The sequence below is a fragment of the Chelativorans alearensis genome, from assembly GCF_010993735.1.
In the GTDB taxonomy this organism is placed as follows: Bacteria; Pseudomonadota; Alphaproteobacteria; order Rhizobiales; family Rhizobiaceae; genus Chelativorans; species Chelativorans alearense.
In genome coordinates, this window is sequence record NZ_WQNI01000013.1 from 23,806 (window position 1) to 48,082 (window position 24,277).

A 24,277-nucleotide genomic window follows, 5' to 3' on the forward strand; every position below is an offset into this window, starting at 1 on the left:
GCCTCCACGAAGGAGGCGCTTCCGCTATTCGGCTGCCTCATGAAGTGGGATAAGGCGCCTGCCGACCTGCTGCAGGTGCAGGCGCATGGCCGCGGCGGCGCCAGCAAGGTCGCGCTCGGCAATGGCATCGACGATCCGCTCATGGTCGGTGAAGCTGTGGTGGTCGGTCGGCGGGCGGTTGCCGTCGGAGCGCAGGCGACCCCACACCACGGTGCGGCGCACGGCGTTCAGCACGTCGAAAATACCGAGTAAGACGTTGTTCCGGCTCGCTTGCGCAATCTGCCGGTGCAAGAGGTTGTCGATGTTCTCGTATTGCCGCCACGTCTCTGCGACCCGCGTCTGCGCCATCGACTGGCGCATCGCGGCGATGTCATCGAGGGTGGCATGCAAGGCCGCCTCGCGTGCGATCTCCGGCTCGATGATCAGCCGCGCTCGCATCACGTCGGCAGGGCTGGTACGGCTGGCGATCTCGGAAATGCCGATCGTCTCCTCGATCGGCCCGCTGCCGACGAAGGTTCCCTTGCCGACGTGGCGCCAGATGCGGCCGTCTCTCTCGAGTATCGCCAGAGCCTTGCGCAGGTCGCCGCGTGACACGCCCAGGCTCTCGCAAAGCTCCCGCTCAGGCGGCAGCCGCGTCTCGCCGGACAGGTCCATCTGCGCGAGATAGGCCTGAAGCTGTACCAATGCGGCGTGACCGCCGTTCCCCAGATTCTCCATTGGTTTAACCAATTTGCCGTTGATCATGGTTCTTGCTGTTAAAGCGATTGCAGCCGGGCGTCAATCGATCGGCATTTCTGCAAGGACGCTATTTCGCTTGGCCACCTCAATTGCGCTTGACCAATCAAGCTCTGCTCTTTAACCATTATAGATATTGGTTACAAGACCAAGGGAGGAGACGACAATGACCACGAGACGCGCAATGTTTGCTGCCGTCCTGGCTACGGCAATAGGGAGCGCCTTGCCGCTTGGCGCCGCGGAGGCCGGCGACATGCGGATTGCCTTCGGCGACCTGCCCGGCATCGAGTCGATCCAGACGCTCGCCGCTATCGAGCGCACCAAAGAGCGCGGAGTGAATGTCGAGCTGATTATCCTCAACGATGAAGACCTTGCGGCGCAGGCGATCGTCGGTGGTCAGGCCGATGTGGGTATCGGCGCCCCCTACACGCTGATCCAGAAGGTCGGCGTGCCGATCCGCATCTTCGGGCAAATCTCGACGTTGCGGTTCTTTCCTGTCGTCAACAGCGAGTTCTACAAGAGCTGGGAGGATCTCGATGGGCAGGAGATCGCCGTTCACGCCCGCGGCTCGGGCACTGAAGCCGTCATGCTCCTGATGGCCAAGAACCATGGCATCACCTACGGCGATATCAGCTACGTCCCCGGTTCGGAAGTGCGGCGCGGCGCGCTTCTTCAGGGCACGGTGAAGGCCTCGATCGTCGACGCGGCCAACCGGCGCGCGCTCGAAGCAGAGGCGCCCGGCAAGTTTATCGTCCTGCCAGTGGAGGATCTGAGTGCCACGGACGAGGCCGTGTTCGCGACCGTGGATTATCTGGAGAGCAACACTGCCGATGTCGACATCCTGGTTGAGGAACTGATCAAAACCGGGCGTGAAATCACGGAGAACCCAGCCGTCGCGGTGGAGTTTCGCAACACCTACGGGCTGTTGCCGGACCTGGGCGCGGAGGCGGATGTGGAAGTCGAGGAATACTACAAGGAAACGGCAGAGGCCGGCGCACTGGCGATCAATGGCGGCGGCGCCGAGGCGGCAGCCGACGATTTCGAGTTCTTCACGCTCGCCGACCAGATCGAGGGCGATCCGGCATCACTGAAGGTTGAAGATTTCTGGGACCTCCGGCCGCTCGATCGTGTTCTTGCCAAACTCGGCACGAACTAGGTTGCCCCAGCCGATGGCGACAAACGTCAGAACGGAGAGCGAGGTGACCGACCTCACTCTCACTGCCACCAGCGAAGAGGCGAGAGGGCTGAGGGATCGGCCGATTATCCTCCGCCTCGTGTCAATCGCTCTCTTCGCGGGGATCTGGGAGATCGCCGGACATATTCCCGTAAGCTTCGCCTTCCCTACGTTTTCCGACACGATCGCTGCGTTTTTTAGACTGATCGCGGACGGAAGCATGCCGGCAGCCTATCTCTCGACGCTGCAGCCACTGGTGCTGGGCGTCCTGCTGTCGACCTTTCTCGGCGTCGGCATCGGGATTGTCTGCGGCTTGTCGCGCGCGGGGGAATGGCTCTTGATCCCCGTCTTCATCGTGCTTCAGGCCGCCCCTGTCGCCGCGTTCATTCCGCTCGTCACCTTCGTCTACGGCATCGGCATGACCGCGAAGACCATCGCGGTGATGATCTTGGCTCTGCCGGTGATCGTGCTCAACACCTACAAGGCAGTTCGAAACGTCAATGAGTCGCTTCTCGTGATGTGCCGTTCCTTCCTCGGCACGCGCTGGCAGACCATCACCAGGATCATCCTTCCCGATGCAAGCCCGGTCATCTTCGCCGGTCTTCGCCTTGGGGTCGCCGCCGGCTTCGTCGGCGTCGTCCTGGCCGAGCTACTGATTACGCCGACCGGGATCGGCGACCTCATCACATTCCACCGTTCACGTGCGGATTATGCCGAGATGTACGCAACCATAGCCTCCATCATCGCCCTCTCAACTCTCACGCTCGTCTTCCTGCAGTGGATCGAAGTGCGCGTCTTCCGACCCGAGAAGAGGGGAGCCTGAGATGGCCGTCACCGCATTGCGAGAGAAACAATCCACGGTTCACACCTCGCTGGAGGCGATCGTCGAGGTGAAGGGAATCTGCAAGTCCTACGGAAACGTCGAGGCGCTGCGCGACATCGACCTCGACTTCCCGCGCGGTAAGTTAACGAGCCTCCTGGGGCCCAGCGGCTGCGGCAAGACCACGCTCCTGAAGATCATTGCAGGCCTGATAGGCGCCAGCGCCGGCTCCGTGACGGTCGATGGAAAGCACGTCAGCGGGCCGGGACCGGAGCGCGCCTTCGTGTTCCAGGATTTTGCCCTGATGCCCTGGGCGACGGTGTTGCGCAACGTGGCCTTCGGTCTCGAACTGCGTGGAACGGGCAAGACCGAGCGCGAAGAGACCGCGCGCCGCTACATCGCCCAGGTCGGGCTTTCGGGTTTCGAGGACAAATATCCGCACGAACTTTCCGGCGGCATGCGCCAGCGTGTGGGGCTTGCCCGGGCGTTGTCCGTGGATGCTGAGGTCCTGCTTCTCGACGAGCCTTTTTCGGCTGTCGATGAACAGAACCGGCGGAAATTCCAGGAGGACCTGATCCGGCTGCGCAGTGCGCAGAACAAGACCTTCATCTTCGTCACCCACTCCATCGAGGAGGCCGTCTACATCTCCGACCGCATCGTGCTCCTGTCGCCCCGGCCCGGCCGGGTCTCGCAGGTGATCGAGCCGGACATAGACCGCTCCGGCGATCCGGACAGCATCCACCGCGACCAGCGCTACCTCGATACGGTCGAGGAGATATGGCAAGGGCTGAAGCAATATGTGGAGTGATCACTCGTGACACTGTTCGGCTACCGCATACCGATGATGGCATCGCTCCTCGTCTGGTGCCTTGCGTGGGAGATCGTTGGCCGGCTGGACCTCGTCTTTCTGCTTCCGCCCTTCAGCGATGTACTTGCCGCCGCAGTCCAGCTCGTGCAGACCTCCTCATGGCAAGATGCCACGGTGACGACGCTACGCGCCTTCGCCACCGGCATGGCGCTGGCGATCACGTGCGGCGTGCCGCTTGGCGTCCTCATGGGGCGGGTCAAGATCGCTGATGATCTTCTGGGCATGTGGGTCAACATCTTCTCCAGCGCGCCGCTCTCGGCGCTCGTTCCGGTGCTGATGATCCTGTTCGGGTTCGGGGAGAGGACGATCATCGCGGCGGTGTTTCTCTTCGCCGTCTGGATCATCGTTCTGGACACCCGTGCCGGCGTGCGCCACGTCTCGCCCTCACTCATCGAGATGGCGCGTTCCTATGGGGCCACGAAGCCCGCGCTTTACGCTAAGATCATCCTTTGGGCCGCTCTGCCGGAGATCCTTGCCGGTATCCGGCTCGGCCTCATCCGCGGCGTCAAAGGCGTCGTCATCGGGCAACTGCTCGTCGCCATCGTCGGCTATGGCGCCCTCTTCGAGACCTTCTCGCGCAACTTCCGCATGGCGGAGTTCTGGGCCCTTACCATCATCCTTTTCGCCTTCGCGATGCTGATCGCAGAGCTTATCGAGCGGATCGAAGGCAAAGTCGAGTATTACGCAGGAGCAAGACAATGAACATTCAGGGTGCGGCAAACTTCGTCATCGAGCCCACGGCTTTTCCCGCCGTTCCCGTGGCGGGCTCCGAGAAACTCTTTCCGGTGCACCGGGTCTATTGCGTCGGCCGCAATTATGCCGCGCACGCAGTGGAGATGGGTCACGACCCCGACAAGGAGCCGCCCTTCTTCTTTCAGAAGAACCCCGACAATCTCGATACGAGCGGAACCTTTCCTTATCCCCCGGCGTCGAACGACGTGCACTACGAGATCGAGATGATGGTGGCACTGAAGAGCGGCGGCAGGGATATTCCGGTCGAAAGGGCGTTGGACTGCGTCTACGGTTATGGCGTCGCTCTCGACATGACGCGGCGCGATCTGCAGGGAGTGGCGAAGGACATGGGGCGCCCTTGGGAGGTCGGAAAGGCCTTCGAAGCCTCGGCTCCGTGTACGGCGCTGGTACCGGCTGCCACGACCGGCCATCCCAATGAGGGAGCCATCTGGCTCGACCTCAACGGCGAGCGCAAGCAGACGGGCGACCTTAACCAAATGATCTGGAAGGTGCCGGAGATGATCAACTATCTGTCCGGCCTGTTCACTCTCGCTCCGGGCGATATCATCTTTTCCGGAACGCCAGCGGGTGTCGGCGCGGTCGAGCGCGGCGACGTTCTCAGGGGTCATATCGAGGGCATCGGCGATCTTGAGGTGCGGGTCGTCTGAGGGCTGCATCTGCGATCGCGGATTGAGGACCGGCAGGGCGCGTTGCCTATTTCCTTACGGATTTGAGCTTTGCAGGACGCTGTGGCGCCGATTGTGGAATACGCATCGATCCGGCGGGTTTGCCCGCCACGGGGCGGATGGCGCGCCGAGCGGAAGCCTGCGGCTCGGCGCGGGCGTTGTCTTCCTGAAGGGCGGCGAACAGCCAATCGATGAACACGTTGACGATCGGTGCTGCCCTGAGATCCTTCCGACAGGCGACATAGAAGGCATCGACAGCCGGCACCGCCAAGTTGAAGGGGGCGACGAGTTGCCCTTTCGCCAACAAATTGGCCGCCGTCATCGTATCACCGAGTGCGACTCCGTGACCGTGTACTGCCGCCTCGATCGCGAGGCGGGCGTCAGACAGGAAAAGCTGCTGACTGGGCTTGAGGTCCAATGCATCGGCGGCGGCGAGCCAGGTATGCCATTCCCGCCCGTCATCACCATGCAGCATGACATGGTTGCCCATGTCGCGGATGGTGCGGATCGGGCGGTTGTTGATGAGCGTCGGGCTGACGACGGGGAAGAGGTCGAGCGGAGTCCACAGTTTCAGCCAGCAATCGGTCCAGCTTCCATCGCCATAGACGATGGCGACATCGACGTCGGGCGAAAAGATATTGGCGGGATCGTTCGAAGCATCGAGCGTCAGTCGAATATCCGGGTAGCGGGCAATGAAGCTGCCGATGCGCGGGAGGAGCCAGAACGACAGCAGCGCGGGGACGCAGGTGAGCGACAGCGTGCCGGAGGTTGTCGGCCGCGTCATACGCGCCGTCGCCGCTGCTATCTCCTCGAAGGCGAAAGAAACTGCCGGCAGCAGTTCCGCGCCATGTGCCGTCATCTTCAGGCGCTGCCCCGCCCGCTCGAACAACTTGACATCGAGCGAAGCTTCCAGTGCGCGGATCTGATGGCTCACCGCGCCGTGGGTCACATGCAGTTCCCCCGCCGCCTTCGTCAGCGAGCCGTGCCGCGCCGCCGCCTCGAAGGCACGCAGGGGATTGAGCGGAGGCAGACGCTTAGGCACCGGTTGGCCCTGTTAGATTTTCTCATATGAAACCCTATAACAATCTCAATTGCATTTTCAACTCCGCTGCATCAGCATTCAGCAATCTTGAACGATTGCTGGCCGAACGGGCACGCCCTGCTTCGGGTGTTAACCGCCGGTCAAGGCAGGCAAGGGAGCGGGCTGGATGGCTTGGCATCACGAGAAGCTCGAAGCGCTCAGGAAGAAATACAGCGAAAGCCATGGCGGAGAATTGTTCGATCCGCGCTTCCGCCGGGTTGCCGACAAGATATTCTCTGAGACCGGTACCCGCCTCGCGCCCTATGCCGGCATCCCCACTTTCCTGACAGCCCCCCACCGTCAGGTCGACGCCGCCAATCCCGATTTCGGCGATCTACAGGTTGCTCTCCTCGGCGTCCCCATGGATCTCGGCGTGACCAACCGGCCAGGCTCGCGTTTCGGACCGCGCGCGATGCGCACGATCGAGCGCATCGGCCCCTACAACCATGTGCTCGACTGCGCTCCCGTTTTCGACCTGCGCGTGGCGGATATCGGCGACGTCCCCTTCGCGAGCCGTTATCGGCTGGAGCAGTGCCACGACGACATCGAGCGCTACGTGGGCAAGATGATCGACGCGGGCGTCGTGCCGCTCTCAGTCGGCGGCGATCATTCGATCACTCATCCGATCCTGAAGGCGGTCGGCGGCAAGCGGCCGGTCGGCATGATCCATATCGACGCGCACTGCGACACCGGCGGTGCTTTCGACCAGACCAAATTCCATCATGGCGGACCGTTCCGCAACGCCGTGCTCGACGGCGTGCTCGATCCGACCCGTACGATCCAGATCGGCATCCGGGGTGCTGCCGAATACCTGTGGGAATTCTCCTACGAGTCGGGCATGACGGTGATCCATGCCGAGGAGATTTCCTCAATGGGAATCCCTGCGATCATCGAGAAAGCGAAAGAGATCGTCGGTGATGGCCCAACCTACCTCTCCTTCGATATCGACAGCCTCGACCCGGCCTTCGCGCCGGGTACCGGCACACCGGAAGTAGGCGGGCTTACCACGCGCGAGGTGCTGGAACTGCTGCGTGGCCTGAAGGGCGTGAACCTGGTCGGCGGCGACGTCGTCGAGGTCGCGCCGCAGTACGATACGACCGCCAATACCGCCCATGCCGGCGCGCAGGTCCTGTTCGAGATTCTCAGCCTGATGGTGTTCAGCCCGGCCATAGCCGGCAAGCCAGGCTGAGACTGATAAGTGCTATAATAAAAACAAGGGAACCGGCCGGAAAAACACGGCCTTCTACAGGAGAACGATGATGAAGGAACTTCACAAGACAGGCGTCAGCCGACGCAAGGTATTGGCCGCGGGCATGGCGGGCGTGGGCATGCTTGCAATGCCCTCCATTCTGCGCGCACAGGACAGGTCGCTGAAGGTCGGCGTCTACGGCGGTTATTTCAAGGACTCCTTCGACGAGAATATCTTCCCGGAGTTCACCAAGGCGACGGGCATTGCGGTAGAGTCGGTCGCAGAGCCGACGGGCGAGGCGTGGCTGGTGCAGCTCGAGCAGGCAGCCCGCGCCGGGCAGGCGCCGGCCGATCTTTCGATGATGTCCCAGACAACGACGCTGAAAGGCCAGGAAACTGAATTATGGACACCGCTCGACCCCGCCAGGATCGGGAACTACGACGACCTGCTCGAACCCTTCATCGCAAAATATCCCGACGGTCTCGTCGCCGGCATCGGGGCGGTTGCTTGGTACATCACGCTGGTCTCCAACACTGATGTCTATCCCGAGGCGCCGGACTCCTGGGCAGCACTTTGGGATCCTGCGAATGAAGACAAGCTCGGCCTGTTGGCACTCGTCTCCAACTCCTTCCTGCTGGAGGTGACGGCCAAGACTTTCATGGGGGGCACCGACGCACTCGACACGGAAGAGGGCCAGTTGAAGGCCTTCGAGAAGCTTGCCGAGGTCAAGCCGAACGTGCGGCTATGGTACCGCGACGAGGCGCAGTTCGAGCAGGCGTTGAAGTCGGGTGAGATTCCGATGGGCCAGTACTACCACGACGTCACGGGGCTTGCCGCCGCCGACGGCTTCCCGGTGCGCTCGACCTTCCCCAAGGAAGGCGGCATTCAGGATTCCGGCAATTGGGTGCTGTCGCGGGCGTCCGACAAGGTCGAGGAGGCGCATATCTTCATCGACTACATGAGCCGGCCGGAGATCCAGAGCCTCATGTCGCGCAAGGTCGGCACAGCCCCCACGCTGAAGCGCGACAAGCTCGACCTCACCGACAAGGAATTCGCGGCCGTATCGTCGGAGATCGACCCGATCGTCCCACGCTACGACCTCTACACCAGCAAATCCGACTGGCTGAACCAGAAGTGGACGGAGATGATCGTCGGGTGACGTGATTGGGGGCCGCCTACGAGCCGGGCGCATGTGCTTCCGTCCGGAATCATACTTCCTGGCCGCCACACCGCTTTTCTTGGAACCGACGGCGGTACGGCCCTCATGGTGGATTTGCTCATGTCGGGATTGCATCTGAAGGACTTGTCGAAGCGCTTCGGCAATTTCACCGCGGTCGACGATGTCGATCTCACCGTGCCGCACGGCACCTTCGTCTGCATACTCGGGCCTTCGGGCTGCGGCAAGACCACGCTCCTGCGCATGATCGCGGGGCTGGAGGAACCCTCGGCCGGCGCCATCCTCCTCGACGACGAGGACATGACGCCGGTTCCCACGCACAAGCGCAATCTCGGCATGGTGTTCCAGTCGCTGGCGCTCTTCCCGCATCTGACGGTGGGAGAAAACATAGCCTACCCGCTGCGGATCCGCGGCGTTGACAAGAATGGGCAGAGAAAGCGCGTCGAGGAGCTTCTCGCCCTCGTCCATCTCCCCGGCTATGCCGCCCGCCCGGTATCGAAGCTTTCCGGCGGGCAGCGCCAGCGCGTGGCAATCGCCCGGGCGCTGGCGCTTTCACCACGCCTCTTCCTGCTCGACGAGCCGCTCTCGGCCCTCGACGCCAAGCTGCGCGAGGCGATGCAGGTGGAGCTGCGCCAACTCCAGCAGAAGCTCGGCATCACCACCATCGTGGTGACTCACGACCAGCGCGAGGCCATGACCATGGCCGACCTCGTGGTGGTGATGGGCGAAGGGCGCATCAGGCAGGCGGCGTCTCCGATCGAAATCTACCGCAAGCCGGCCGATGCTTTCGTCGCCGACTTCATCGGCTCGACCAACCTGCTTGAGGTGAAAGCGGACAGAGCCGGCCGTGCCATTACCCTGGGGCAGCCCATCGCCGGCCTCTCGCTGCCCAAAGGGATGGCCAGTGGCCTTGTCTCCATCCGTCCCGAGGATGTGCATCTGGCGGGAAGCGCAAACGGCGCCTTCCGCGGCAAGGTCACCTTCGTCCGAGACCTCGGCGGCACCATCGAAACCTTCGTCGAGGTCGGCGGCACGACGATCGTCGCCGTGACAACGCCCCGCGAGCGCGGCGACATCGAGGCGGGTACCGAGGTCGGGGTAACACTGCCGGCGGAGAGCTGCGTGGTGCTCAAGCAATGAGACGTGAACCGCCCCGCACGATCGCCGACTACACGCCCCTGGCCTTTCCCGCCATCATGCTGATCATCTTCTTCGTAGTCCCGTTCTCGACCATGATCGCCGTCAGCTTCTTCAGGCGGCAGCAGGGCGGCTTCTATACGCCCGATTTCGTCATCGACAACTACGGGCGCTTCCTGAGCGCCTTCTTCGGCGGGGTACTCGGCTTCTCGCTGATGCTCGCCATCATGGTCGCCGTCATTTGTGTCGCGATAGCCTTCCCCTTCACCTACCTTTTGACCAAGACCTCGCGGCGTGTGCAGATTGTGTGGCTCGTCTGTCTGCTGTCGGTTCTCTCACTTTCGGAAGTCATCATCGGCTTTGCCTGGTCGACGCTCTTTTCGCGCACGGCCGGCATCACCAATCTCCTCGTGGCCGCCGGGTTGATGTCGGAGCCGCAGGCCCTGCTGCCCGGCTTCGGAGCGGTACTGACCGGCATGGTCTACCAGGCGCTGCCCTATACGATCCTGGTCCTCTACCCGGCGCTCGTCCGGCTCGACCCGACACTTCTCGAGGCTGCGCGCACGCTGGGCGCCTCCCCGCTGCGCGGCTTTATCAATATCATCGTGCCGGCGCTCAGGAACACGATCGTCGCCACGCTGATCATGGTGTTCGTCTTCGCGCTCGGCTCCTATCTGCTGCCGCAGATCCTCGGTCGGCCGCGGCATTGGACGCTGTCGGTACTTATCACCGACCAGGCGATCTACCAGTCCAACATGCCGTTCGCCGCGGCGATGGCGGTGTTCCTGGTTCTGATCTCGCTGGCGCTGGTGGGGCTGACGTTGCTTGTCGGCGGGCGTCGGGAGGCTACCGCATGACCGATACATTCCTACGCAGGCTCGGCTTTGCCGTCGTCGCGCTTTTTCTGGCGGGGCCGCTGATCGTCGTTGCAGGCGTCTCGTTCAACGAGAAGCAGTCGCTGACATTCCCGCCCGAGGGCTTTTCCATGGCTTGGTACGGGCAGATATTTACCGATCCAGGCTGGCGCTCCGCGCTCATCGCCTCGGTCCTTCTTGCCGCGCTCTCGGCGGCGCTCGCGGTTCTGATCGCACTGCCGCTCTCCTGGTTCCTGTGGCGGCGTATCGCGCCCTGGGCCAACGTTTTTCGCCTGCTCGGCGTCGCCCCGTTCATCCTGCCGCCGGTCATCACAGCGCTCGGACTGCTCACCTTTTGGGCGACGATCGGCTTCTATGGCCAGCCGTGGACGGCGGTGATCAGCCACGCGATCTTCTTCGTAACGCTGCCGCTGGTCACGCTTTCGCTCGGCTTCTCCTCGATCGACCGTTCGTTGGTCGAGGCCGCCGCGACCATGGGCGCTGACGACCGCCTCGTGCTGCGCACGGTGGTCCTGCCGCTGATCCTGCCCTATCTCGTTTCCGGCTATGCCTTCGCCTTCGTCCTGTCGCTCAATGAGTATATCGTGGCTTACATGACCGTCGGCTTCACCATGGAGACACTGCCGATCAAGATCTTCAATGCGCTGCGCTACGGCTATACGCCGACCATGGCCTCGGTCTCGGTGTTCTTCGTGGCGATCGCGGCCGTCGTCTTCGCGCTGATCGCCCGCTTCGGCGACCTGCCACGGTTGCTCGGGGCGATGGCTTCGGACGAGAGCTGATGCGCATCGCCGCGTTCCAGATGAAGGCGGTCGCGGCCGATCAGGCGGCAAATCTCGCCCGTATCGAGAAAGCCGCCCGCGAAGCCTCGGCAGATGGCGCGGAACTGCTGGTTGCGCCGGAGCTCGCACTGCCGGGTTACGGCTCCGGCGACGACATGCGCAACCTGGCTGAGCCGCCGGGCGGCGAAATCGTCGCAAAGCTGACCCTGATCTCGCTCGATGCGAGGATCGCCATCCTCGCAGGCTTCGCCGAGGCGGCGGAAGGCTCAATCTATAACAGCGCGGTCTTCGCCGATGGACGGAAGGAGCCGGTGATTTACCGAAAGTCGCACCTCTACGGCGATTACGAGCGTGACATGTTCGCCGCCGAGCTGCCCTCGGCCTGTATCGTGGAGCATGGTGGCCTCAGGATCGGCATCCTGATCTGCTACGATGTCGAGTTTCCCGAGAACGTCCGCCGGCTGGCACAAGCCGGCGCAGATCTCGTCGCGGTGCCGACGGCGCTACCTGCCAGCGACCACGCCGAACTGATCGCCCGAAAGATGATCCCCGTCCGTGCGTTCGAGAACCAGGTCTTCGTCGCCTATGTCAACAATTGCGGCGCCGATGACCTGTTCTCCTATGCCGGCCTTTCCGCCGTTGCAGCACCCGATGGCAACCTGCTCGCGGAGGCTGACGAGACGTCGGAGACACTCCTCTTCGCCGATATCCGGCCGCAGGATTTCGCCGCCTCGGCGGCAGCCAATCCTTACCTGCGTGACCTGCGGCTTTAGGCTTCGACCCTCCCCCAGCGGGCATTTCTATGCCAGCCTGACCCGGTACAGATCCGGCAGGACCAAAGTACTGGCTCCCCGTCCTTGACCCTGACTTGTTCTCCGCCTCTAATATCGGTCGAGTTTCATGCGAGTTTCATGAAACTCGCAGGCGAGGAACATTCAGGAGGAGACGTTCATGACGTGGTCGACACCGACGATCCGGGAATATGAATGCGGCATGGAAATCTGCCGCTATGCCCCCGCCGATGACGGCGATCCGCAGTTCTAAGCAGCAGACATACGGCAATCAAAGAGAGAACGTTACCAATGCGCGCTGTCGTGCTTGGCGCGGCAGCGGGCGGCGGCTTTCCGCAGTGGAATTGCTGCTGCCGCAATTGCAGGGCCGTCCGTGAAAACGTTGAAGGTTTTCTGCCGCGGACCCAGTCTTCCCTCGCGGTATCGGCGGACGGCAAACGGTGGGCTGTGTTGAACGCCTCTCCGGATATTCGCGAGCAGATCAATCTGACGCAGGCACTGCATCCAACGGGCCTGCGTGCGTCGCCGATCGCCAGCGTCCTCATCACGAACGGTGACCTCGATCATATCGCAGGCTTGCTGACCCTGCGGGAGAAGCAGCCGTTCAAGCTCTTTGTCACACGCGAAATTGCCGACATTCTCGCAGCCAACCCGATTTTCCGTGCGCTCGATGCGGGTTGCGTCGAGCAGACATGCGTCGGGCTGGAAGAGGAATTCGAGCTTCTTCCCGATGTGAAGGCACGGCTTTTTGCCGTGCCCGGGAAAGTACCGCTCTATGCCGAAACCGGCGAGGTGAAGACGGATATCGAAGGCGAGCAGACGGTCGGTGTGGAAATCGACGGCGGCGATGAGAAGGCCTATTACATTCCCGGCTGCGCCAAGATGACCCGGCAGGTGGCCGAGCGGCTCGCCGGCGCGCCGCTGGTCTTCTTCGACGGCACTGTCTGGCGCGAGGATGAAATGCAACGCGCAGGCGTCGGCGCGAAGACGGGCACCCGGATGGGACATATGGCGATGAGCGGGGCGCAAGGTTCGATCGAGGCCTTTGCCGAGCTCGGGGTGGAGCGGAAGATCTTCATCCATATCAACAACACCAATCCCGTGCTCGACCCGGCTTCGGCCGAGCGAAGGGCGGCTGAAGAGGCCGGCTGGGAAATCGGTTACGATCAGATGGAGTTGAGCTGGTGACACAGCAGCCGGTCAGACTGTCCCGCGAGGATTTCGAGGCGCGTCTGCGCCGCATCGGCGAGGAGCGCTATCACGACCGGCACCCCTTCCATCACCGGCTTCATTCCGGGCAGTGCACGCCCGACCAGGTGCGGGCCTGGGTGATCAACCGCTACATGTATCAAAGCCGCATCCCGATGAAGGACGCGGCGCTGTTGTCGCGCTGCGAGGATCCGGCGCTGCGGCGCATCTGGCGCTCGCGCATCGAGGACCACGATGGCAGTGCGGAGCGCCCTGGCGGGATCGAGCGCTGGCTGAAGCTCGCCGCCGCCGTCGGGCTCGACCGCGACTATGTTGCCTCTGCTGTCGGCGTGCTTCCGGCAACACGGTTTGCTGTCGAGGCCTATGTCCGCTTCGTTCGCGAGCGTAGCCTGCTCGAGGCGATCGCCTCCTCGCTGACGGAACTTTTCGCGCCCAGGATACACACCGAGCGCATTGCCGGACTGCTCGAACATTACGACTTCGCCAACGAGGAGAGCATCAGCTATTTCCGCAACAGGCTCGACGAGGCCCCGAAAGATGTCGCCTTCGGGCTCACCTATGTGCTCGACCATGCCACCACCGCCGAAAAGCAGGAGGCGGCAGCGGCGGCGCTGACATTCAAGACCGACGTGCTCTGGGCCATGCTGGACGCGCTCTATTCGGCCTATGTGGAGCCGGGACACATCCCTCCCGGCGCCTGGCGCCCCGGAGAGGGGTTGCACGAATGACCACGGAGATCCCGGAAACAGCCCGGCCACGTCTTTTGAAGGGCGTGCGCACCCGCTTCGACAAAGCGCGCGACACATGGTTGCTGCTTGCGCCGGAACGCACACTGGAGCTTGACGCCGTGGCGGCCGCGATCCTCGCCGAGGTCGATGGCGTACGCAGCTTCGGCGAAGTGATCGATACTCTGGCAGCCAAGTATGATGCGCCAAGAGAGAGGATTTCGGCGGATGTCAGGACATTCCTGTCATCGCTGGTGGAGCGCCGGATGTTGGAGATCGATGTGCCATGACACAGGTTTCCGCACCGCGCGCAGGCCCGCGCATCCAGGTGCCGATGGCAATGCTTGCCGAACTGACGCATCGCTGTCCTCTCGCCTGCCCTTACTGCTCGAATCCAGTCGATCTGGTGCGCCGCTCCGGAGAGCTTTCGACACAGGAATGGGTGGACGTCTTCCAGCAAGCCGCCGATCTGGGCGTGCTGCATCTGCATCTTTCGGGTGGCGAGCCGGCGGCGCGGCATGATCTCGAAGAACTTGTTGCCGCCTCGACGGGCGCCGAGCTCTATTCCAACCTGATCACCTCCGGCGTCGGCCTCACCGAGGCGCGGCTGGAAAAGCTTGCCGCAAACGGGCTCGACCACGTGCAGCTTTCGCTGCAGGGTGTCGATCATGAAACCGCCGATCTCTATGGCGGCTACAAGGGCGGCTTCGACAGGAAGATCGCCGTTGCCGGATGGACCGTGAAGCTCGGCCTTCCGCTGACCATCAATGCGGTCATGCACCGGCACAACCTGTCGACGCTCGATCTGATGATCGATCTCGCGGTCAATCTCGGCGCCCGCCGGCTCGAAGTGGCGACGGTTCAGTTTCACGGCTGGGCGGAAAAGAACAAGGCAGCGCTGATGCCGACGCGTGAGCAGGTCCAAAAAGCCGGAGAGATGGTTCACGCGGCGCGACAGCGGCTGACGGGTGTGCTCGTCATCGACTATGTTCCCGCCGATTATTACGCCACCTATCCGAAGGCCTGCATGGGCGGGTGGGCGAGCACGAGCCTGAACATCGCCCCGGATGGGCAGGTCCTCCCCTGCCACGCGGCGCCGACCATCCCGTGGCTGACATTCGACAATGTGCGCCAGCGTCCGCTGAAGGAGATCTGGACGCACAGCGAAGCCTTCAACGCCTTCCGCGGTGATGAATGGATGCAGGAACCCTGCCGGTCTTGCGCGCGCAAAGCGGTCGATTTCGGCGGATGCCGATGCCAGGCGATGGCGCTCGCCGGCGATGCCGCCGCCACCGACCCCGCCTGCTCGAAATCGCCGCTCCACGCGGACCTTCTGGCCGCCGCGGAGGCGGCATCCAGCACGCGGGACGCCGATCTGACCTACAGGCGGATGCCCGCGCTGAAACAGCCTGCGCGCACCCACAACGCCTAGGTCTGGTACGGATATACCCGGTGTTGCCGGCCGGGACAGGGCTACACGAACTTCCGGAACAGCCGCGTCCTGTCGAAGAGTTCTTCCAGCTCGTTCATGCGCGCGCGCGTCGTCTCCCAGGTATGGGTCTCGATTGCCGCTATCAGCGCCTCTGCGATGAACAGGATGACGGCGGTGGAGTCCCATGCCGAGGGCACTTCGATGCGCGCGTGGAAGCGGTGGGCGGCGTGGCGGGCGGCGGGCGAGCCCCATTGGTCGGTGAAGAGGACAATAGTCACGTCGCGCGCCCGCGCCATCTCGGCAAGGCGCAGGATATCGTGCTCGTAGCGGCGGATGTCGAAGGCCACGAGGATGTCGCCCGGCCGCATGTTGAGCACGTAGTGGGGCCAGCTGTTTGAGTTGGAGGCGATCTGGGTGACGCCGGGGCGGATGACCTGCATGTGGGTGAAGAAGTGGTCCGCCATGGAGCGGGTGATGCGCCCGCCCACCACATGCACGTTGCGCGACTGGTCGGATAAAAGCTCCGCCACCGCGTCGAAGGTGCGTTTGTCGATCTGGTTCAGCGTCTGGCGGATATTCTCCGTCACAGCGTCTGCGAAGCGGCTCAGGAGGTGCCCTTCCAGCGCGTTCTCAGCCCATTGGTCATGTTTGGCGATAGGGCTGGATATGGTCGCCTGCAACTCCGCCCGAAGGGTCGCCTGCATCTCGGGAAAGCCACCGAAGCCAAGCTTCTTGGCCATGCGCACGACGGTGGGCGTCGATACGCCCGCCGACTCGGCCACCGTGGTGATGCTCTCCAGCCCGAGCATCGGGTAGTTGTCGACGAGCGCGTTGGCGAGCTGCCTCTCGGCGCGCGTCAACGTGTCAAACGCGCCGCGCAAGCGCTCGACCACCGTTTTCCCGTTCGGTCCGTCCATTCCCTGCGATCCCTCCGCCTTCTGCTGCCGACCAAATTGGCAATTGCGCAAAATTTAGACATTTACGAAGAGCCTGTAACAAAAATTTCAGAATTAATCTTGACCGCGCAGATAGATATGAAAAGATATTTTCTGTTTCGGCAAGAGGGGCCGCATTGGTGGGCAGGCAAGTGGGACGAGAAGGCGCCGGGGAAGCGGGGGTCGTGGAGACGATCAACGCCGAGGGTGCGGGGCCGGTGGTGCTGGCCTGCGAGCATGCCTCCAACGTCGTTCCGGCGGAATTCGCCGATCTCGGCTTGGGTGTGGAAGCGCTGGAAAGCCACATCGCCTGGGATCCCGGTGCCCGCGCCGTGGCGCTTCGGCTGTCCACGCTTCTCGATGCACCCCTTGTCGCCCAGCGCGTCTCACGCCTCGTCTACGACTGCAACCGCCCGCCGCACTCGGCGGACGCCATGCCGGCGCAGAGCGAGACCTACACAATTCCCGGCAATGCCGGTCTGACCGCGGCCGAACGCGCCCGTCGCGCCGAACTCTACTACGAGCCGTTTCGCGCTGCCCTTGCCGCCTGCCTGGATGTACGCCTCGCGGGGACGACCGCACCGGCGCTCGTGACGATCCATTCCTTCACGCCCGTCTATTTCGGTGTCCCGCGCGATGTCGGCCTCGGCATATTGCACGACCGCGACCGCCGTTTGGCCGACGCGCTCCTGATCTCGCTTGCAGGCGAAAGCGGCTGGGTCGTGCGGCGCAACGAGCCCTACGGGCCAGAGGATGGTGTGACTCACACGCTGGCCGACCAGGCTCTGCCGCGCGACCTCGACAATGTGATGATCGAAATCCGCAACGACCTGATCGCCGACGCGGCGGGACAGGAGAAGGTCGCCCGCCTCCTGGCGCGGCACCTGCAAAAGGCGCTTGCCGCGCCGGCCGGCGAAATGGTGGCGAAATGAGTGGGACGAAGAACCGAGCGGACGGCTTCACCGGGAACCTGTGGGTGGGCTGCCATGCCTGATATCGTGCGCCGCTATGTCGGGTTTATCGACCGCGTGAACCACGTCGTCGGCCTCTTCGCCATGTATCTGATCGTAGCGATGATCGGCATCCTGCTCTACTCGTCGGTCATGAAAGCGGTCGCCATCCCGCCGCTGTGGACCCTGGAAATGGCGCAGTTCGTCATGGCCGCCTATTACATGCTGGGTGGCGGTTGGTCGCTGCAGAACGACGCCCATGTGCGCATGGACCTCCTCTATTCACGCTGGAGGCCGCGCACGCGCGCGATGATCGACACCGCCACCATCCTGTTCCTCATCTTCTATCTTGGCGTCATGCTCTATGGCGGCTTCTCCTCGACCGCCTATGCGATCCGCTACGGCGAGACGAGCTACTCGTCATGGTCGCCCTACATGGCGCCGGTCAAGATCATCATGTGCATCGGCATCGCGCTGATGCTTCTTCAGGCTTTCGCCCAGTTCTTCCGCGACCTGGCGCTGGCGCGCGGGGAGGAACTGCCGTGAGCTACGAGATGACCGCCATTCTCATGTTCTCGGGCATGATGGGCCTGCTCTTGACCGGCCAGCGCGTCTTCGGCGCCATCGGCTTCATCGCTGTCGCTTTCGCGCTTCTATTGTGGGGAACCGGCGGCTCGGAGATCGCCTTCTCCTCAGCCATGAAGCTGATGAAGTGGTATGCGCTTCTGACGCTCCCGCTCTTCATCTACATGGGCTACATGCTGTCGGAGTCGGGCATCGCCGACGACCTCTACAAGATGTTCCACGTCTGGTTCGGTCCGGTGCGCGGCGGCCTTGCCATTGGCACCATAGCCCTCATGGTCGTCATCTCGGCCATGAACGGACTTTCCGTCGCCGGCATGGCCATCGGCGCGACGATCGCGCTGCCGGAACTCCTGCGCCGCGGCTACGACAAGGTGATGGTGACGGGCGTCATCCAGGCCGGCTCATCCCTCGGCATTCTGGTGCCGCCCAGCGTGGTTTTGGTGCTCTATGCCATGATCGCGCGCCAGCCGGTGGGACAATTGTGGCTTGCCGGCGTCTTCCCCGGTCTCATGATGGCAGGGCTGTTCATCCTCTATATCGCCATCCGCTGCTGGCTACAGCCCAACCTCGGTCCCGTGCTTCCCGCCGAGGAACGCCGCATCCCGTGGAGCGTTAAGCTCAACTTATTGTCGGCCGGCATCCTGCCCTTCTTCATCTTCATGGCCATGACGGGCCTTTTCGTGATGGGGTATACGAGCCTGGTGGAAAGCTCGGCCATAGGCGCCGTCTCGGCCACGCTCGCCGCCGCCATCCGCGGCAGGCTCACCCGCGCCGTCTTCCACACCACGGTGAGGAAGACGCTCGCCATCTCCTGCATGTTCATGTGGATTATCGTCGCGGCACTCTGCTTCGGTGCCATCTTCGATGGGCTCGGCGCGGTCAGGGCCATCGAGAACTTCTTCCTGGAGCAGCTCGGCCTGTCGCCTTGGGAAGTGCTGATCCTGATGCAGCTCTCCTACCTCATCATGGGCATGTTCCTGGACGACACGGCCATGCTGGTCATTGTCGCGCCGCTCTACATCCCGCTGGTCAAGATGCTGGGCTTCGATCTCATCTGGTACGGTGTGCTCTACACCATCACCTGCCAGATCGCGTACATGACGCCGCCCTTCGGCTACAACCTCTTCCTCATGCGCGCGATGGCTCCCCCTGAGGTGAGCCTGGGGGACATCTACAGATCGATCATCCCCTTCGTGGCGGTGATGATCCTCGCACTCATCATGGTCATGGCGTTCCCGCAGATCGCGCTGTGGCTGCCCCAGCATTACTACATCCGCTGACGGAGGTGACGGAATGGAGGAGGCAAGAAAAGCGGCACGAAACCGAAAGGCAACCAGAGGAGAACGAAACATGCAAAACCGAAGGCAATTCCTGAAGAAGGCGGGCCTGACGACCGCCGCCGCCGGCTCGGCCACGCTGGCTGCACCATACGTGAAGGCCCAGTCGCCCATCCGCTGGCGCCTGCAAACCTATGCCGGCCCGGCGCTCGCCGAACATGTTATCAAGCCCGCCATCGACGCCTTCAACAAGGCGGCGAACGGCGAGATGGAAATCGAGCTTTACTATGCCGACCAGCTCGTGCCGACGGGCGAGCTTTTTCGGGCCATGCAGAACGGCACCATCGATGCCGTGCAGTCGGACGACGACTCCATGGCCGCACCCGTGGATGTTTCGGTCTTCGGCGGTTACTTCCCCTTCGCCACCCGCTATTCGCTGGACGTGCAGGCGCTGTTCTACAAGTACGGGCTGGCCGAGATATGGGAAGAGGCCTACGGCGAGGTGGAGAACGTCACCTGGCTTTCGGCCGGCTCGTGGGATCCCTGCCACTTCAATACCAAGGATCCGATCAACAGCCTGGAAGATCTGAAAGGCAAGCGCGTCTTCACCTTCCCGACGGCGGGGCGCTTCCTGTCACGCTTCGGGGTGGTACCGGTGACACTGCCTTGGGAGGATGTCGAGGTGGCCGTACAGACCGGCGAACTCGACGGCATCGCCTGGTCCGGCATCACCGAAGACTATACGGTCGGCTGGGCAGATGTGACCCCCTACTTCCTGACCAACAACATCTGCGGCGCCTGGATCGGCTCCTTCTTCGCCAATTCGGAGCGCTGGAACGAGGTGCCGGACCATCTGAAGGAGCTCTTCCGCCTGACGATGGATTCCTCGCACTATTACCGGCTCCACTGGTACTGGGCCGGCGAGGCGGATCTGCGGGTCAACGGTCCCAAAATGGAACTCACCACCATCCCCGACGCCGAGTGGGCGACGGTCGAGGAGGAAGCGGAAAAGTTCTGGGACGAGATCGCAGCCGAGGGCGGACGTCGCGAGCGGGTGGTGAAGATCCTGCGCGAGTATCGCGAGGTCATGCGCAAGGCCGGCCCGCCCTACCGCTACGGCTGACGCAACAATGGCCGATAGCTCGAGCCCGGGATACTCGTCCCGGGTTCGAGACTGGGCCGCATAACGACATCACAGGATGAGTTGGATGGCGGGAAAACTGACACTGGAAGATCTGGAAGCCGCGGCGGCCTCGGGCGAGATCGATACGGTGCTTGTTGCGCTTGTCGATATGCAGGGCCGCCTCATGGGCAAGCGCTTCCATATCGACTTCTTCCTCGAAAGCGCGTTCGAAGAGACGCATAGCTGCAACTATCTGCTCGCCACGGACCTGGAGATGTTCACGGTCGAAGGCTACCGCGCGACGAGTTGGGCCGCGGGCTATGGCGACTACACCATGAAGCCCGACCTTTCGACGCTGCGCCGCATTCCCTGGCTGGAAGGCACGGCGCTGGTGATCTGCGACGTGCTCGACCACCATACCCATGCGGAGGTCGCGCATTCCCCGCGCGCCGTCCTGAAGAAACAGGCCGCGCGGCTGGAAGCCCTGGGTATGAAGGCCATGATGGCCTCGGAGCTGGAGTTCTTCCTGTTCCGCGACAGCTTTGAGGAGGTGCACGCGAAAGGCTATCGCGGCCTGGAGCGCATCAGCACCTACAACGAGGACTACCACATCTTCCAGACCACCAAGGAAGAGGCGGTCATGCGGGCGATCCGCAACGGGCTCAACGGCGCCGACGTTCCGGTGGAGAATTCCAAGGGCGAGGCCGACGCCGGCCAGGAAGAGATCAACGTCCGCTACACGGACGCGCTGACCATGGCCGACCGGCATGCCATCGTGAAGAACGGCTGCAAGGAGATCGCCTGGAAGAACGGCCGTGCCGTCAGCTTCATGGCGAAATGGGACGATAAAGCCGCCGGCAACTCGTCCCATATCCACCAGTCGCTCTGGTCGCTGGAGGGCAAGCCGCTCTTCTACGATCCCGATGCCGAACATGGCATGTCGGAGACGATGCGGCACTATCTCGCCGGCCTCCTTGCCCATGCGGGCGAGATCACCTATTTCCTGGCGCCGTACATCAACTCCTACAAGCGTTTCGCCCCTGGAACCTTCGCGCCGACGAAGGCGATCTGGTCCATGGACAACCGCACAGCCGGCTACCGCGTGTGCGGCGCCGATACGAAGGCGGTACGGGCGGAATGCCGCGTTGGCGGCGCCGACCTGAACCCGCACCTGGCCTTTGCCGCGCTGATCGCCGCCGGGATGGACGGCATCGAGAACAAACTCGCGCTGGAGCCGGCATTCGTCGGCGACGCCTACCATGGGCACAATATCCGCGAGATACCGTCGACGTTGCGCGACGCGACGACGGCCCTGGACGGCTCCAAGATGCTGCGCGAGGCGTTCGGTGACGAGGTGATCGACCACTATGTCCACGCAGCCCGCTGGGAACAGACCGAATTCGACCGCCGCGTGACCGATTGGGAAGTCAGGCGCGGTTTTGAAAGAGCATGACATGACACAGACACTGAAATGCATCTCGCCCATAGACGGGTCCGTCTATGCCGAGCGCCCGGTGATCCCCACCGACGAAGCGGCCGGCCTCCTCGCCAAGGCTCGTCAGGCGCAGAAGGCGTGGGCGCGCCGGCCGCTCGAGGAGCGGATCTCGCTCGTCAAGGCGGGTGTAGCACGCCTCAACGAGATGGCCGATGAGGTGGTGCCGGAGCTTGCCTGGCAAATGGGCCGGCCGGTGCGCTATGGTGGCGAGTTCGGCGGTGTCAACGAGCGCGCCAATTACATGGCCTCCATTGCCACGCGTGCGCTCGCACCCATCGAGATCGAGAATTCGGATCTTTTCAGCCGCACCATCAGGCGCGAGCCGCACGGCGTGGTTCTTGTCATCGCGCCGTGGAACTATCCCTATATGACTGCCATCAACACGGTCGTCCCGGCGCTGATCGCCGGCAATGCGGTGGCGATCAAACACGCGACGCAGACCCTGCTCGTCGGTGAGCGCATCGTGCGGGCCTTCCACGAGGCGGGTGTGCCTGAGGATGTCTTCATCAACCTTTTCCTCGACCACGCTGGTACCGAGGCGCTGATCGCCGCCGGTCATTTCGGCTTCGTCAATTTCACCGGCTCCGTTGGCGGCGGGCAGGCCATCGAGCGCGCGGCGGCCGGCACCTTCACCGGGCTCGGGCTTGAACTCGGCGGCAAGGACCCGGCCTATGTAATGGAGGACGCAGACGTCGACTGGGCGGTCGACGTGCTGATGGACGGCGCCATGTACAATGCCGGCCAGTGCTGCTGTGGCATCGAGCGGCTCTACGTGGCCGCTCCGCTCTTCGATACCTTTGTGGAGAAATCGGTCGCCTGGGTGGAGAAGCTGAAGCTTGGCAACCCGCTTGACCAGGAGACCACCATCGGCCCGATGGCCAACCGGCGCTTTGCCGATGAGGTGCGTGGCCAGACGCGGGACGCGATGGCGCAGGGCGCACGGGCCCTTATCGACCCAACGCTTTTCCCGCAGGACGACGGCGGCACCTACCTCATGCCGCAGATCCTCGTCGACGTGAACCATCAGATGCGCGTCATGCGCGACGAGAGCTTCGGTCCCGTCGTCGGCATCATGCCGGTGAAGGACGACGCGGAGGCGTTGGCACTGATGAACGATAGCCCCTATGGGCTGACCGCCTCATTGTGGACGGCCGATCCCGAGCGGGCCGAGCGCCTCGGCGCGGAGATCGAAACGGGCACCGTCTTCATGAATCGTGCCGACTATCTGGACCCGGCGCTCTGCTGGACCGGCTGCAAGAACACCGGCCGCGGCGGAGCATTGTCGGAGATCGGCTACCACAACCTCACCCGCCCCAAATCCTACCACCTGAGGAAGCGTCAAGCATGAGCGTGTCCGTCAACTGGTCCTATCCGACATCCATCCGCTTCGGCGCGGGCCGCATCACGGAGTTGGCGGACGCCTGCAAGGCTGCCGGCATGGAACGCCCGCTCCTCGTCACCGACCGGGGGCTGGCGCCCTTGCCGATCACCGGGAAGGCGCTCGACATTCTGGAAGAAGCGGGCCTTGGCCGCGCGGTCTTCTCCGAGGTGGACCCGAACCCGAACGACAAGAACCTCGCAGCCGGCATCGCTGCCTTCAGGGCCGGGGGGCATGACGGCGTCGTTGCCTTCGGCGGCGGCTCCGGCCTCGATCTCGGCAAGCTCATCGCCTTCATGGCCGGCCAGACGCGGCTTGTCTGGGATTTTGAGGATATCGGCGACTGGTGGACGCGGGCGGATGCCACGAAGATTGCACCTATCGTCGCCGTGCCGACCACCGCCGGCACCGGCTCGGAGGTCGGCCGGGCCGGCGTTTTGACCAATTCCGAAACCCACGTGAAGAAGATCATCTTCCATCCCAAGATGCTGCCCGCGGTCACCATCTGCGATCCGGAGTTGACCGTCGGCATGCCGAAGGCGATCACGGTCGGCACCGGCATGGACGCCTTCGCCCACAGCCTGGAGGCCTATTCCTCGTCCTTCTATCACCCCATGAGCCAGGGCATCGCGCTCGAAGGCATGCGGCTCGTCAAGGAGAACCTGCCCAAGGTCGCGGCCGATCCGGGCGATCTCGATGCCCGCGGCCATATGATGTCTGCCGCCGCCATGGGCGCGGTGGCCTTCCAGAAAGGCCTTGGCGCCATCCACGCGCTCTCACACCCTGTCGGCGCTCTCTACAACACCCACCACGGCATGACCAACGCCGTCGTCATGCCGCCGGTGCTTCGTTTCAACCGCCCGGCCATCGAGGCGCGTATCGCCAAGGCGGCCGCCTATATGGGCATTTCCGGCGGCTTCGACGGCTTCTACGATTTCGTGCTCAGCCTGCGCTCCGAGCTCGGCGTACCGGACAAGCTCTCCGCACTGGGCGTGGAGCGCGACCGCATCGACGAGATGGTGGAGATGGCGCTGGTCGATCCCACCGCCGGCGGCAATCCCGTGCTGATGGACAGGAAGAACACCCGCGCCCTCTACGAGGAAACTATTTAAGGTTTCCCG

General features: G+C 63.2%; 26 protein-coding genes. 23 read left to right on the plus strand and 3 right to left on the minus strand.

Annotated features, from left to right (window positions below):
• Positions 1-24: 24 nt before the first annotated feature.
• Positions 25-717, minus strand: coding sequence for a FadR/GntR family transcriptional regulator (locus tag GPJ75_RS19020; protein WP_163270242.1), 693 nt, complete (start codon positions 715-717; stop codon positions 25-27).
• A 184-nt stretch (positions 718-901) separates the two neighbouring features.
• Here GPJ75_RS19020 and GPJ75_RS19025 point away from each other — a divergent pair, with 184 nt between their 5' ends.
• The 5 genes from GPJ75_RS19025 to GPJ75_RS19045 are packed head-to-tail and all read left to right on the plus strand — an operon-like array spanning position 902 to position 4,997.
• Positions 902-1,891, plus strand: a complete 990-nt coding sequence (locus GPJ75_RS19025; RefSeq protein ID WP_163270245.1) for an ABC transporter substrate-binding protein — start codon at positions 902-904, stop codon at positions 1,889-1,891.
• Positions 1,892-1,904: 13 nt separating this feature from the next.
• Positions 1,905-2,732 (plus strand): ABC transporter permease, encoded by an 828-nt coding sequence (locus tag GPJ75_RS19030; RefSeq protein ID WP_163270247.1) that lies wholly within the window; start codon positions 1,905-1,907, stop codon positions 2,730-2,732.
• 1 nt (position 2,733) lies between these two features.
• Positions 2,734-3,537 (plus strand): ABC transporter ATP-binding protein, encoded by an 804-nt coding sequence (locus GPJ75_RS19035; RefSeq protein ID WP_163270250.1) that lies wholly within the window; start codon positions 2,734-2,736, stop codon positions 3,535-3,537.
• Between the two features lie 6 nt (positions 3,538-3,543).
• Positions 3,544-4,299: an ABC transporter permease gene (locus GPJ75_RS19040; RefSeq protein ID WP_163270252.1), complete on the plus strand. Its 756-nt coding sequence runs from the start codon at positions 3,544-3,546 to the stop codon at positions 4,297-4,299.
• A complete protein-coding gene (locus tag GPJ75_RS19045; protein WP_163270255.1) occupies positions 4,296-4,997 on the plus strand; it encodes a fumarylacetoacetate hydrolase family protein in 702 nt (233 codons plus the stop codon). The genes GPJ75_RS19040 and GPJ75_RS19045 overlap by 4 nt, the downstream gene beginning before the upstream one ends.
• Positions 4,998-5,043: 46 nt before the next feature.
• Here the strand turns inward: GPJ75_RS19045 and gcvA are convergent, their stop codons facing one another.
• On the minus strand, positions 5,044-6,057 hold the full coding sequence (gene gcvA, locus GPJ75_RS19050; RefSeq protein ID WP_163270257.1) for a transcriptional regulator GcvA: 1,014 nt from the start codon (positions 6,055-6,057) through the stop codon (positions 5,044-5,046).
• A 166-nt stretch (positions 6,058-6,223) separates the two neighbouring features.
• Between gcvA and speB the strand changes: the two genes are divergently transcribed.
• The 11 genes from speB to pqqE all read left to right on the plus strand — a co-directional run bounded on the left by speB (position 6,224) and on the right by pqqE (position 15,413).
• On the plus strand, positions 6,224-7,285 hold the full coding sequence (speB, locus tag GPJ75_RS19055) for an agmatinase (protein WP_163270259.1): 1,062 nt from the start codon (positions 6,224-6,226) through the stop codon (positions 7,283-7,285).
• A gap of 70 nt (positions 7,286-7,355) precedes the next feature.
• Complete coding sequence (locus GPJ75_RS19060; RefSeq protein WP_163270262.1) at positions 7,356-8,444, plus strand: ABC transporter substrate-binding protein; 1,089 nt, start codon at positions 7,356-7,358, stop codon at positions 8,442-8,444.
• 120 nt (positions 8,445-8,564) lie between these two features.
• A complete protein-coding gene (locus GPJ75_RS19065) occupies positions 8,565-9,602 on the plus strand; it encodes an ABC transporter ATP-binding protein (protein ID WP_163270264.1) in 1,038 nt (345 codons plus the stop codon).
• On the plus strand, positions 9,599-10,456 hold the full coding sequence (locus GPJ75_RS19070) for an ABC transporter permease (protein ID WP_163270267.1): 858 nt from the start codon (positions 9,599-9,601) through the stop codon (positions 10,454-10,456). Before GPJ75_RS19065 ends, GPJ75_RS19070 begins: the two co-directional genes overlap by 4 nt.
• Positions 10,453-11,256 (plus strand): ABC transporter permease, encoded by an 804-nt coding sequence (locus GPJ75_RS19075; RefSeq protein ID WP_163270270.1) that lies wholly within the window; start codon positions 10,453-10,455, stop codon positions 11,254-11,256. The genes GPJ75_RS19070 and GPJ75_RS19075 overlap by 4 nt, the downstream gene beginning before the upstream one ends.
• Positions 11,253-12,029, plus strand: a complete 777-nt coding sequence (locus GPJ75_RS19080; RefSeq protein ID WP_163270852.1) for a carbon-nitrogen hydrolase family protein — start codon at positions 11,253-11,255, stop codon at positions 12,027-12,029. The genes GPJ75_RS19075 and GPJ75_RS19080 overlap by 4 nt, the downstream gene beginning before the upstream one ends.
• A 178-nt stretch (positions 12,030-12,207) precedes the next feature.
• Positions 12,208-12,300: a pyrroloquinoline quinone precursor peptide PqqA gene (gene pqqA / locus GPJ75_RS19085; RefSeq protein ID WP_159586844.1), complete on the plus strand. Its 93-nt coding sequence runs from the start codon at positions 12,208-12,210 to the stop codon at positions 12,298-12,300.
• Between the two features lie 38 nt (positions 12,301-12,338).
• Positions 12,339-13,235 carry a pyrroloquinoline quinone biosynthesis protein PqqB gene (pqqB, locus tag GPJ75_RS19090; protein ID WP_163270272.1) on the plus strand — a complete coding sequence of 299 codons (897 nt, stop codon included), beginning with the start codon at positions 12,339-12,341 and terminating at the stop codon, positions 13,233-13,235.
• Positions 13,232-13,984: a pyrroloquinoline-quinone synthase PqqC gene (gene pqqC / locus GPJ75_RS19095; protein WP_246249131.1), complete on the plus strand. Its 753-nt coding sequence runs from the start codon at positions 13,232-13,234 to the stop codon at positions 13,982-13,984. The genes pqqB and pqqC overlap by 4 nt, the downstream gene beginning before the upstream one ends.
• Positions 13,981-14,271, plus strand: coding sequence for a pyrroloquinoline quinone biosynthesis peptide chaperone PqqD (gene pqqD / locus GPJ75_RS19100; protein ID WP_163270275.1), 291 nt, complete (start codon positions 13,981-13,983; stop codon positions 14,269-14,271). The genes pqqC and pqqD overlap by 4 nt, the downstream gene beginning before the upstream one ends.
• Complete coding sequence (pqqE, locus tag GPJ75_RS19105) at positions 14,268-15,413, plus strand: pyrroloquinoline quinone biosynthesis protein PqqE (RefSeq protein ID WP_163270277.1); 1,146 nt, start codon at positions 14,268-14,270, stop codon at positions 15,411-15,413. Before pqqD ends, pqqE begins: the two co-directional genes overlap by 4 nt.
• A 41-nt stretch (positions 15,414-15,454) precedes the next feature.
• Here pqqE and GPJ75_RS19110 read toward each other — a convergent pair whose 3' ends face one another.
• On the minus strand, positions 15,455-16,330 hold the full coding sequence (locus GPJ75_RS19110; RefSeq protein WP_159586849.1) for a MurR/RpiR family transcriptional regulator: 876 nt from the start codon (positions 16,328-16,330) through the stop codon (positions 15,455-15,457).
• Between the two features lie 203 nt (positions 16,331-16,533).
• On the opposite strand from GPJ75_RS19110, the gene GPJ75_RS19115 reads away from it, so the two are divergent.
• From GPJ75_RS19115 to GPJ75_RS19145, 7 genes are all read left to right on the plus strand, one after another.
• Positions 16,534-17,280 carry an N-formylglutamate amidohydrolase gene (locus GPJ75_RS19115; RefSeq protein ID WP_246249132.1) on the plus strand — a complete coding sequence of 249 codons (747 nt, stop codon included), beginning with the start codon at positions 16,534-16,536 and terminating at the stop codon, positions 17,278-17,280.
• A gap of 54 nt (positions 17,281-17,334) precedes the next feature.
• Entirely contained in the window at positions 17,335-17,844 is a 510-nt protein-coding gene (locus tag GPJ75_RS19120) for a TRAP transporter small permease subunit (protein ID WP_163270280.1), read from the plus strand.
• Entirely contained in the window at positions 17,841-19,163 is a 1,323-nt protein-coding gene (locus tag GPJ75_RS19125) for a TRAP transporter large permease (protein ID WP_163270283.1), read from the plus strand. The genes GPJ75_RS19120 and GPJ75_RS19125 overlap by 4 nt, the downstream gene beginning before the upstream one ends.
• A gap of 70 nt (positions 19,164-19,233) precedes the next feature.
• On the plus strand, positions 19,234-20,283 hold the full coding sequence (locus GPJ75_RS19130) for a TRAP transporter substrate-binding protein (RefSeq protein WP_159586853.1): 1,050 nt from the start codon (positions 19,234-19,236) through the stop codon (positions 20,281-20,283).
• 85 nt (positions 20,284-20,368) lie between these two features.
• Positions 20,369-21,736, plus strand: coding sequence for a glutamine synthetase family protein (locus GPJ75_RS19135; RefSeq protein ID WP_163270286.1), 1,368 nt, complete (start codon positions 20,369-20,371; stop codon positions 21,734-21,736).
• Position 21,737: 1 nt separating this feature from the next.
• Complete coding sequence (locus GPJ75_RS19140) at positions 21,738-23,126, plus strand: aldehyde dehydrogenase family protein (RefSeq protein ID WP_163270289.1); 1,389 nt, start codon at positions 21,738-21,740, stop codon at positions 23,124-23,126.
• A complete protein-coding gene (locus GPJ75_RS19145; protein WP_163270292.1) occupies positions 23,123-24,268 on the plus strand; it encodes an iron-containing alcohol dehydrogenase in 1,146 nt (381 codons plus the stop codon). The genes GPJ75_RS19140 and GPJ75_RS19145 overlap by 4 nt, the downstream gene beginning before the upstream one ends.
• Positions 24,269-24,277: the final 9 nt, after the last annotated feature.

Coding starts and splice junctions, on each gene's coding strand:
- GPJ75_RS19020 (WP_163270242.1), bottom strand. CDS start 717: ATGGAGAATCTGGGGAACGGCGGTCACGCCGCATTGGTACAGCTTCAG.
- pqqD (WP_163270275.1), top strand. CDS start 13,981: ATGACCACGGAGATCCCGGAAACAGCCCGGCCACGTCTTTTGAAGGGC.
- pqqA (WP_159586844.1), top strand. CDS start 12,208: ATGACGTGGTCGACACCGACGATCCGGGAATATGAATGCGGCATGGAA.
- GPJ75_RS19120 (WP_163270280.1), top strand. CDS start 17,335: ATGCCTGATATCGTGCGCCGCTATGTCGGGTTTATCGACCGCGTGAAC.
- GPJ75_RS19035 (WP_163270250.1), top strand. CDS start 2,734: ATGGCCGTCACCGCATTGCGAGAGAAACAATCCACGGTTCACACCTCG.
- GPJ75_RS19075 (WP_163270270.1), top strand. CDS start 10,453: ATGACCGATACATTCCTACGCAGGCTCGGCTTTGCCGTCGTCGCGCTT.
- GPJ75_RS19130 (WP_159586853.1), top strand. CDS start 19,234: ATGCAAAACCGAAGGCAATTCCTGAAGAAGGCGGGCCTGACGACCGCC.
- GPJ75_RS19145 (WP_163270292.1), top strand. CDS start 23,123: ATGAGCGTGTCCGTCAACTGGTCCTATCCGACATCCATCCGCTTCGGC.
- pqqB (WP_163270272.1), top strand. CDS start 12,339: ATGCGCGCTGTCGTGCTTGGCGCGGCAGCGGGCGGCGGCTTTCCGCAG.
- GPJ75_RS19025 (WP_163270245.1), top strand. CDS start 902: ATGACCACGAGACGCGCAATGTTTGCTGCCGTCCTGGCTACGGCAATA.
- GPJ75_RS19065 (WP_163270264.1), top strand. CDS start 8,565: ATGTCGGGATTGCATCTGAAGGACTTGTCGAAGCGCTTCGGCAATTTC.
- GPJ75_RS19070 (WP_163270267.1), top strand. CDS start 9,599: ATGAGACGTGAACCGCCCCGCACGATCGCCGACTACACGCCCCTGGCC.
- pqqE (WP_163270277.1), top strand. CDS start 14,268: ATGACACAGGTTTCCGCACCGCGCGCAGGCCCGCGCATCCAGGTGCCG.
- GPJ75_RS19140 (WP_163270289.1), top strand. CDS start 21,738: ATGACACAGACACTGAAATGCATCTCGCCCATAGACGGGTCCGTCTAT.
- GPJ75_RS19060 (WP_163270262.1), top strand. CDS start 7,356: ATGAAGGAACTTCACAAGACAGGCGTCAGCCGACGCAAGGTATTGGCC.
- GPJ75_RS19030 (WP_163270247.1), top strand. CDS start 1,905: ATGGCGACAAACGTCAGAACGGAGAGCGAGGTGACCGACCTCACTCTC.
- GPJ75_RS19045 (WP_163270255.1), top strand. CDS start 4,296: ATGAACATTCAGGGTGCGGCAAACTTCGTCATCGAGCCCACGGCTTTT.
- speB (WP_163270259.1), top strand. CDS start 6,224: ATGGCTTGGCATCACGAGAAGCTCGAAGCGCTCAGGAAGAAATACAGC.
- GPJ75_RS19135 (WP_163270286.1), top strand. CDS start 20,369: ATGGCGGGAAAACTGACACTGGAAGATCTGGAAGCCGCGGCGGCCTCG.
- GPJ75_RS19110 (WP_159586849.1), bottom strand. CDS start 16,330: ATGGACGGACCGAACGGGAAAACGGTGGTCGAGCGCTTGCGCGGCGCG.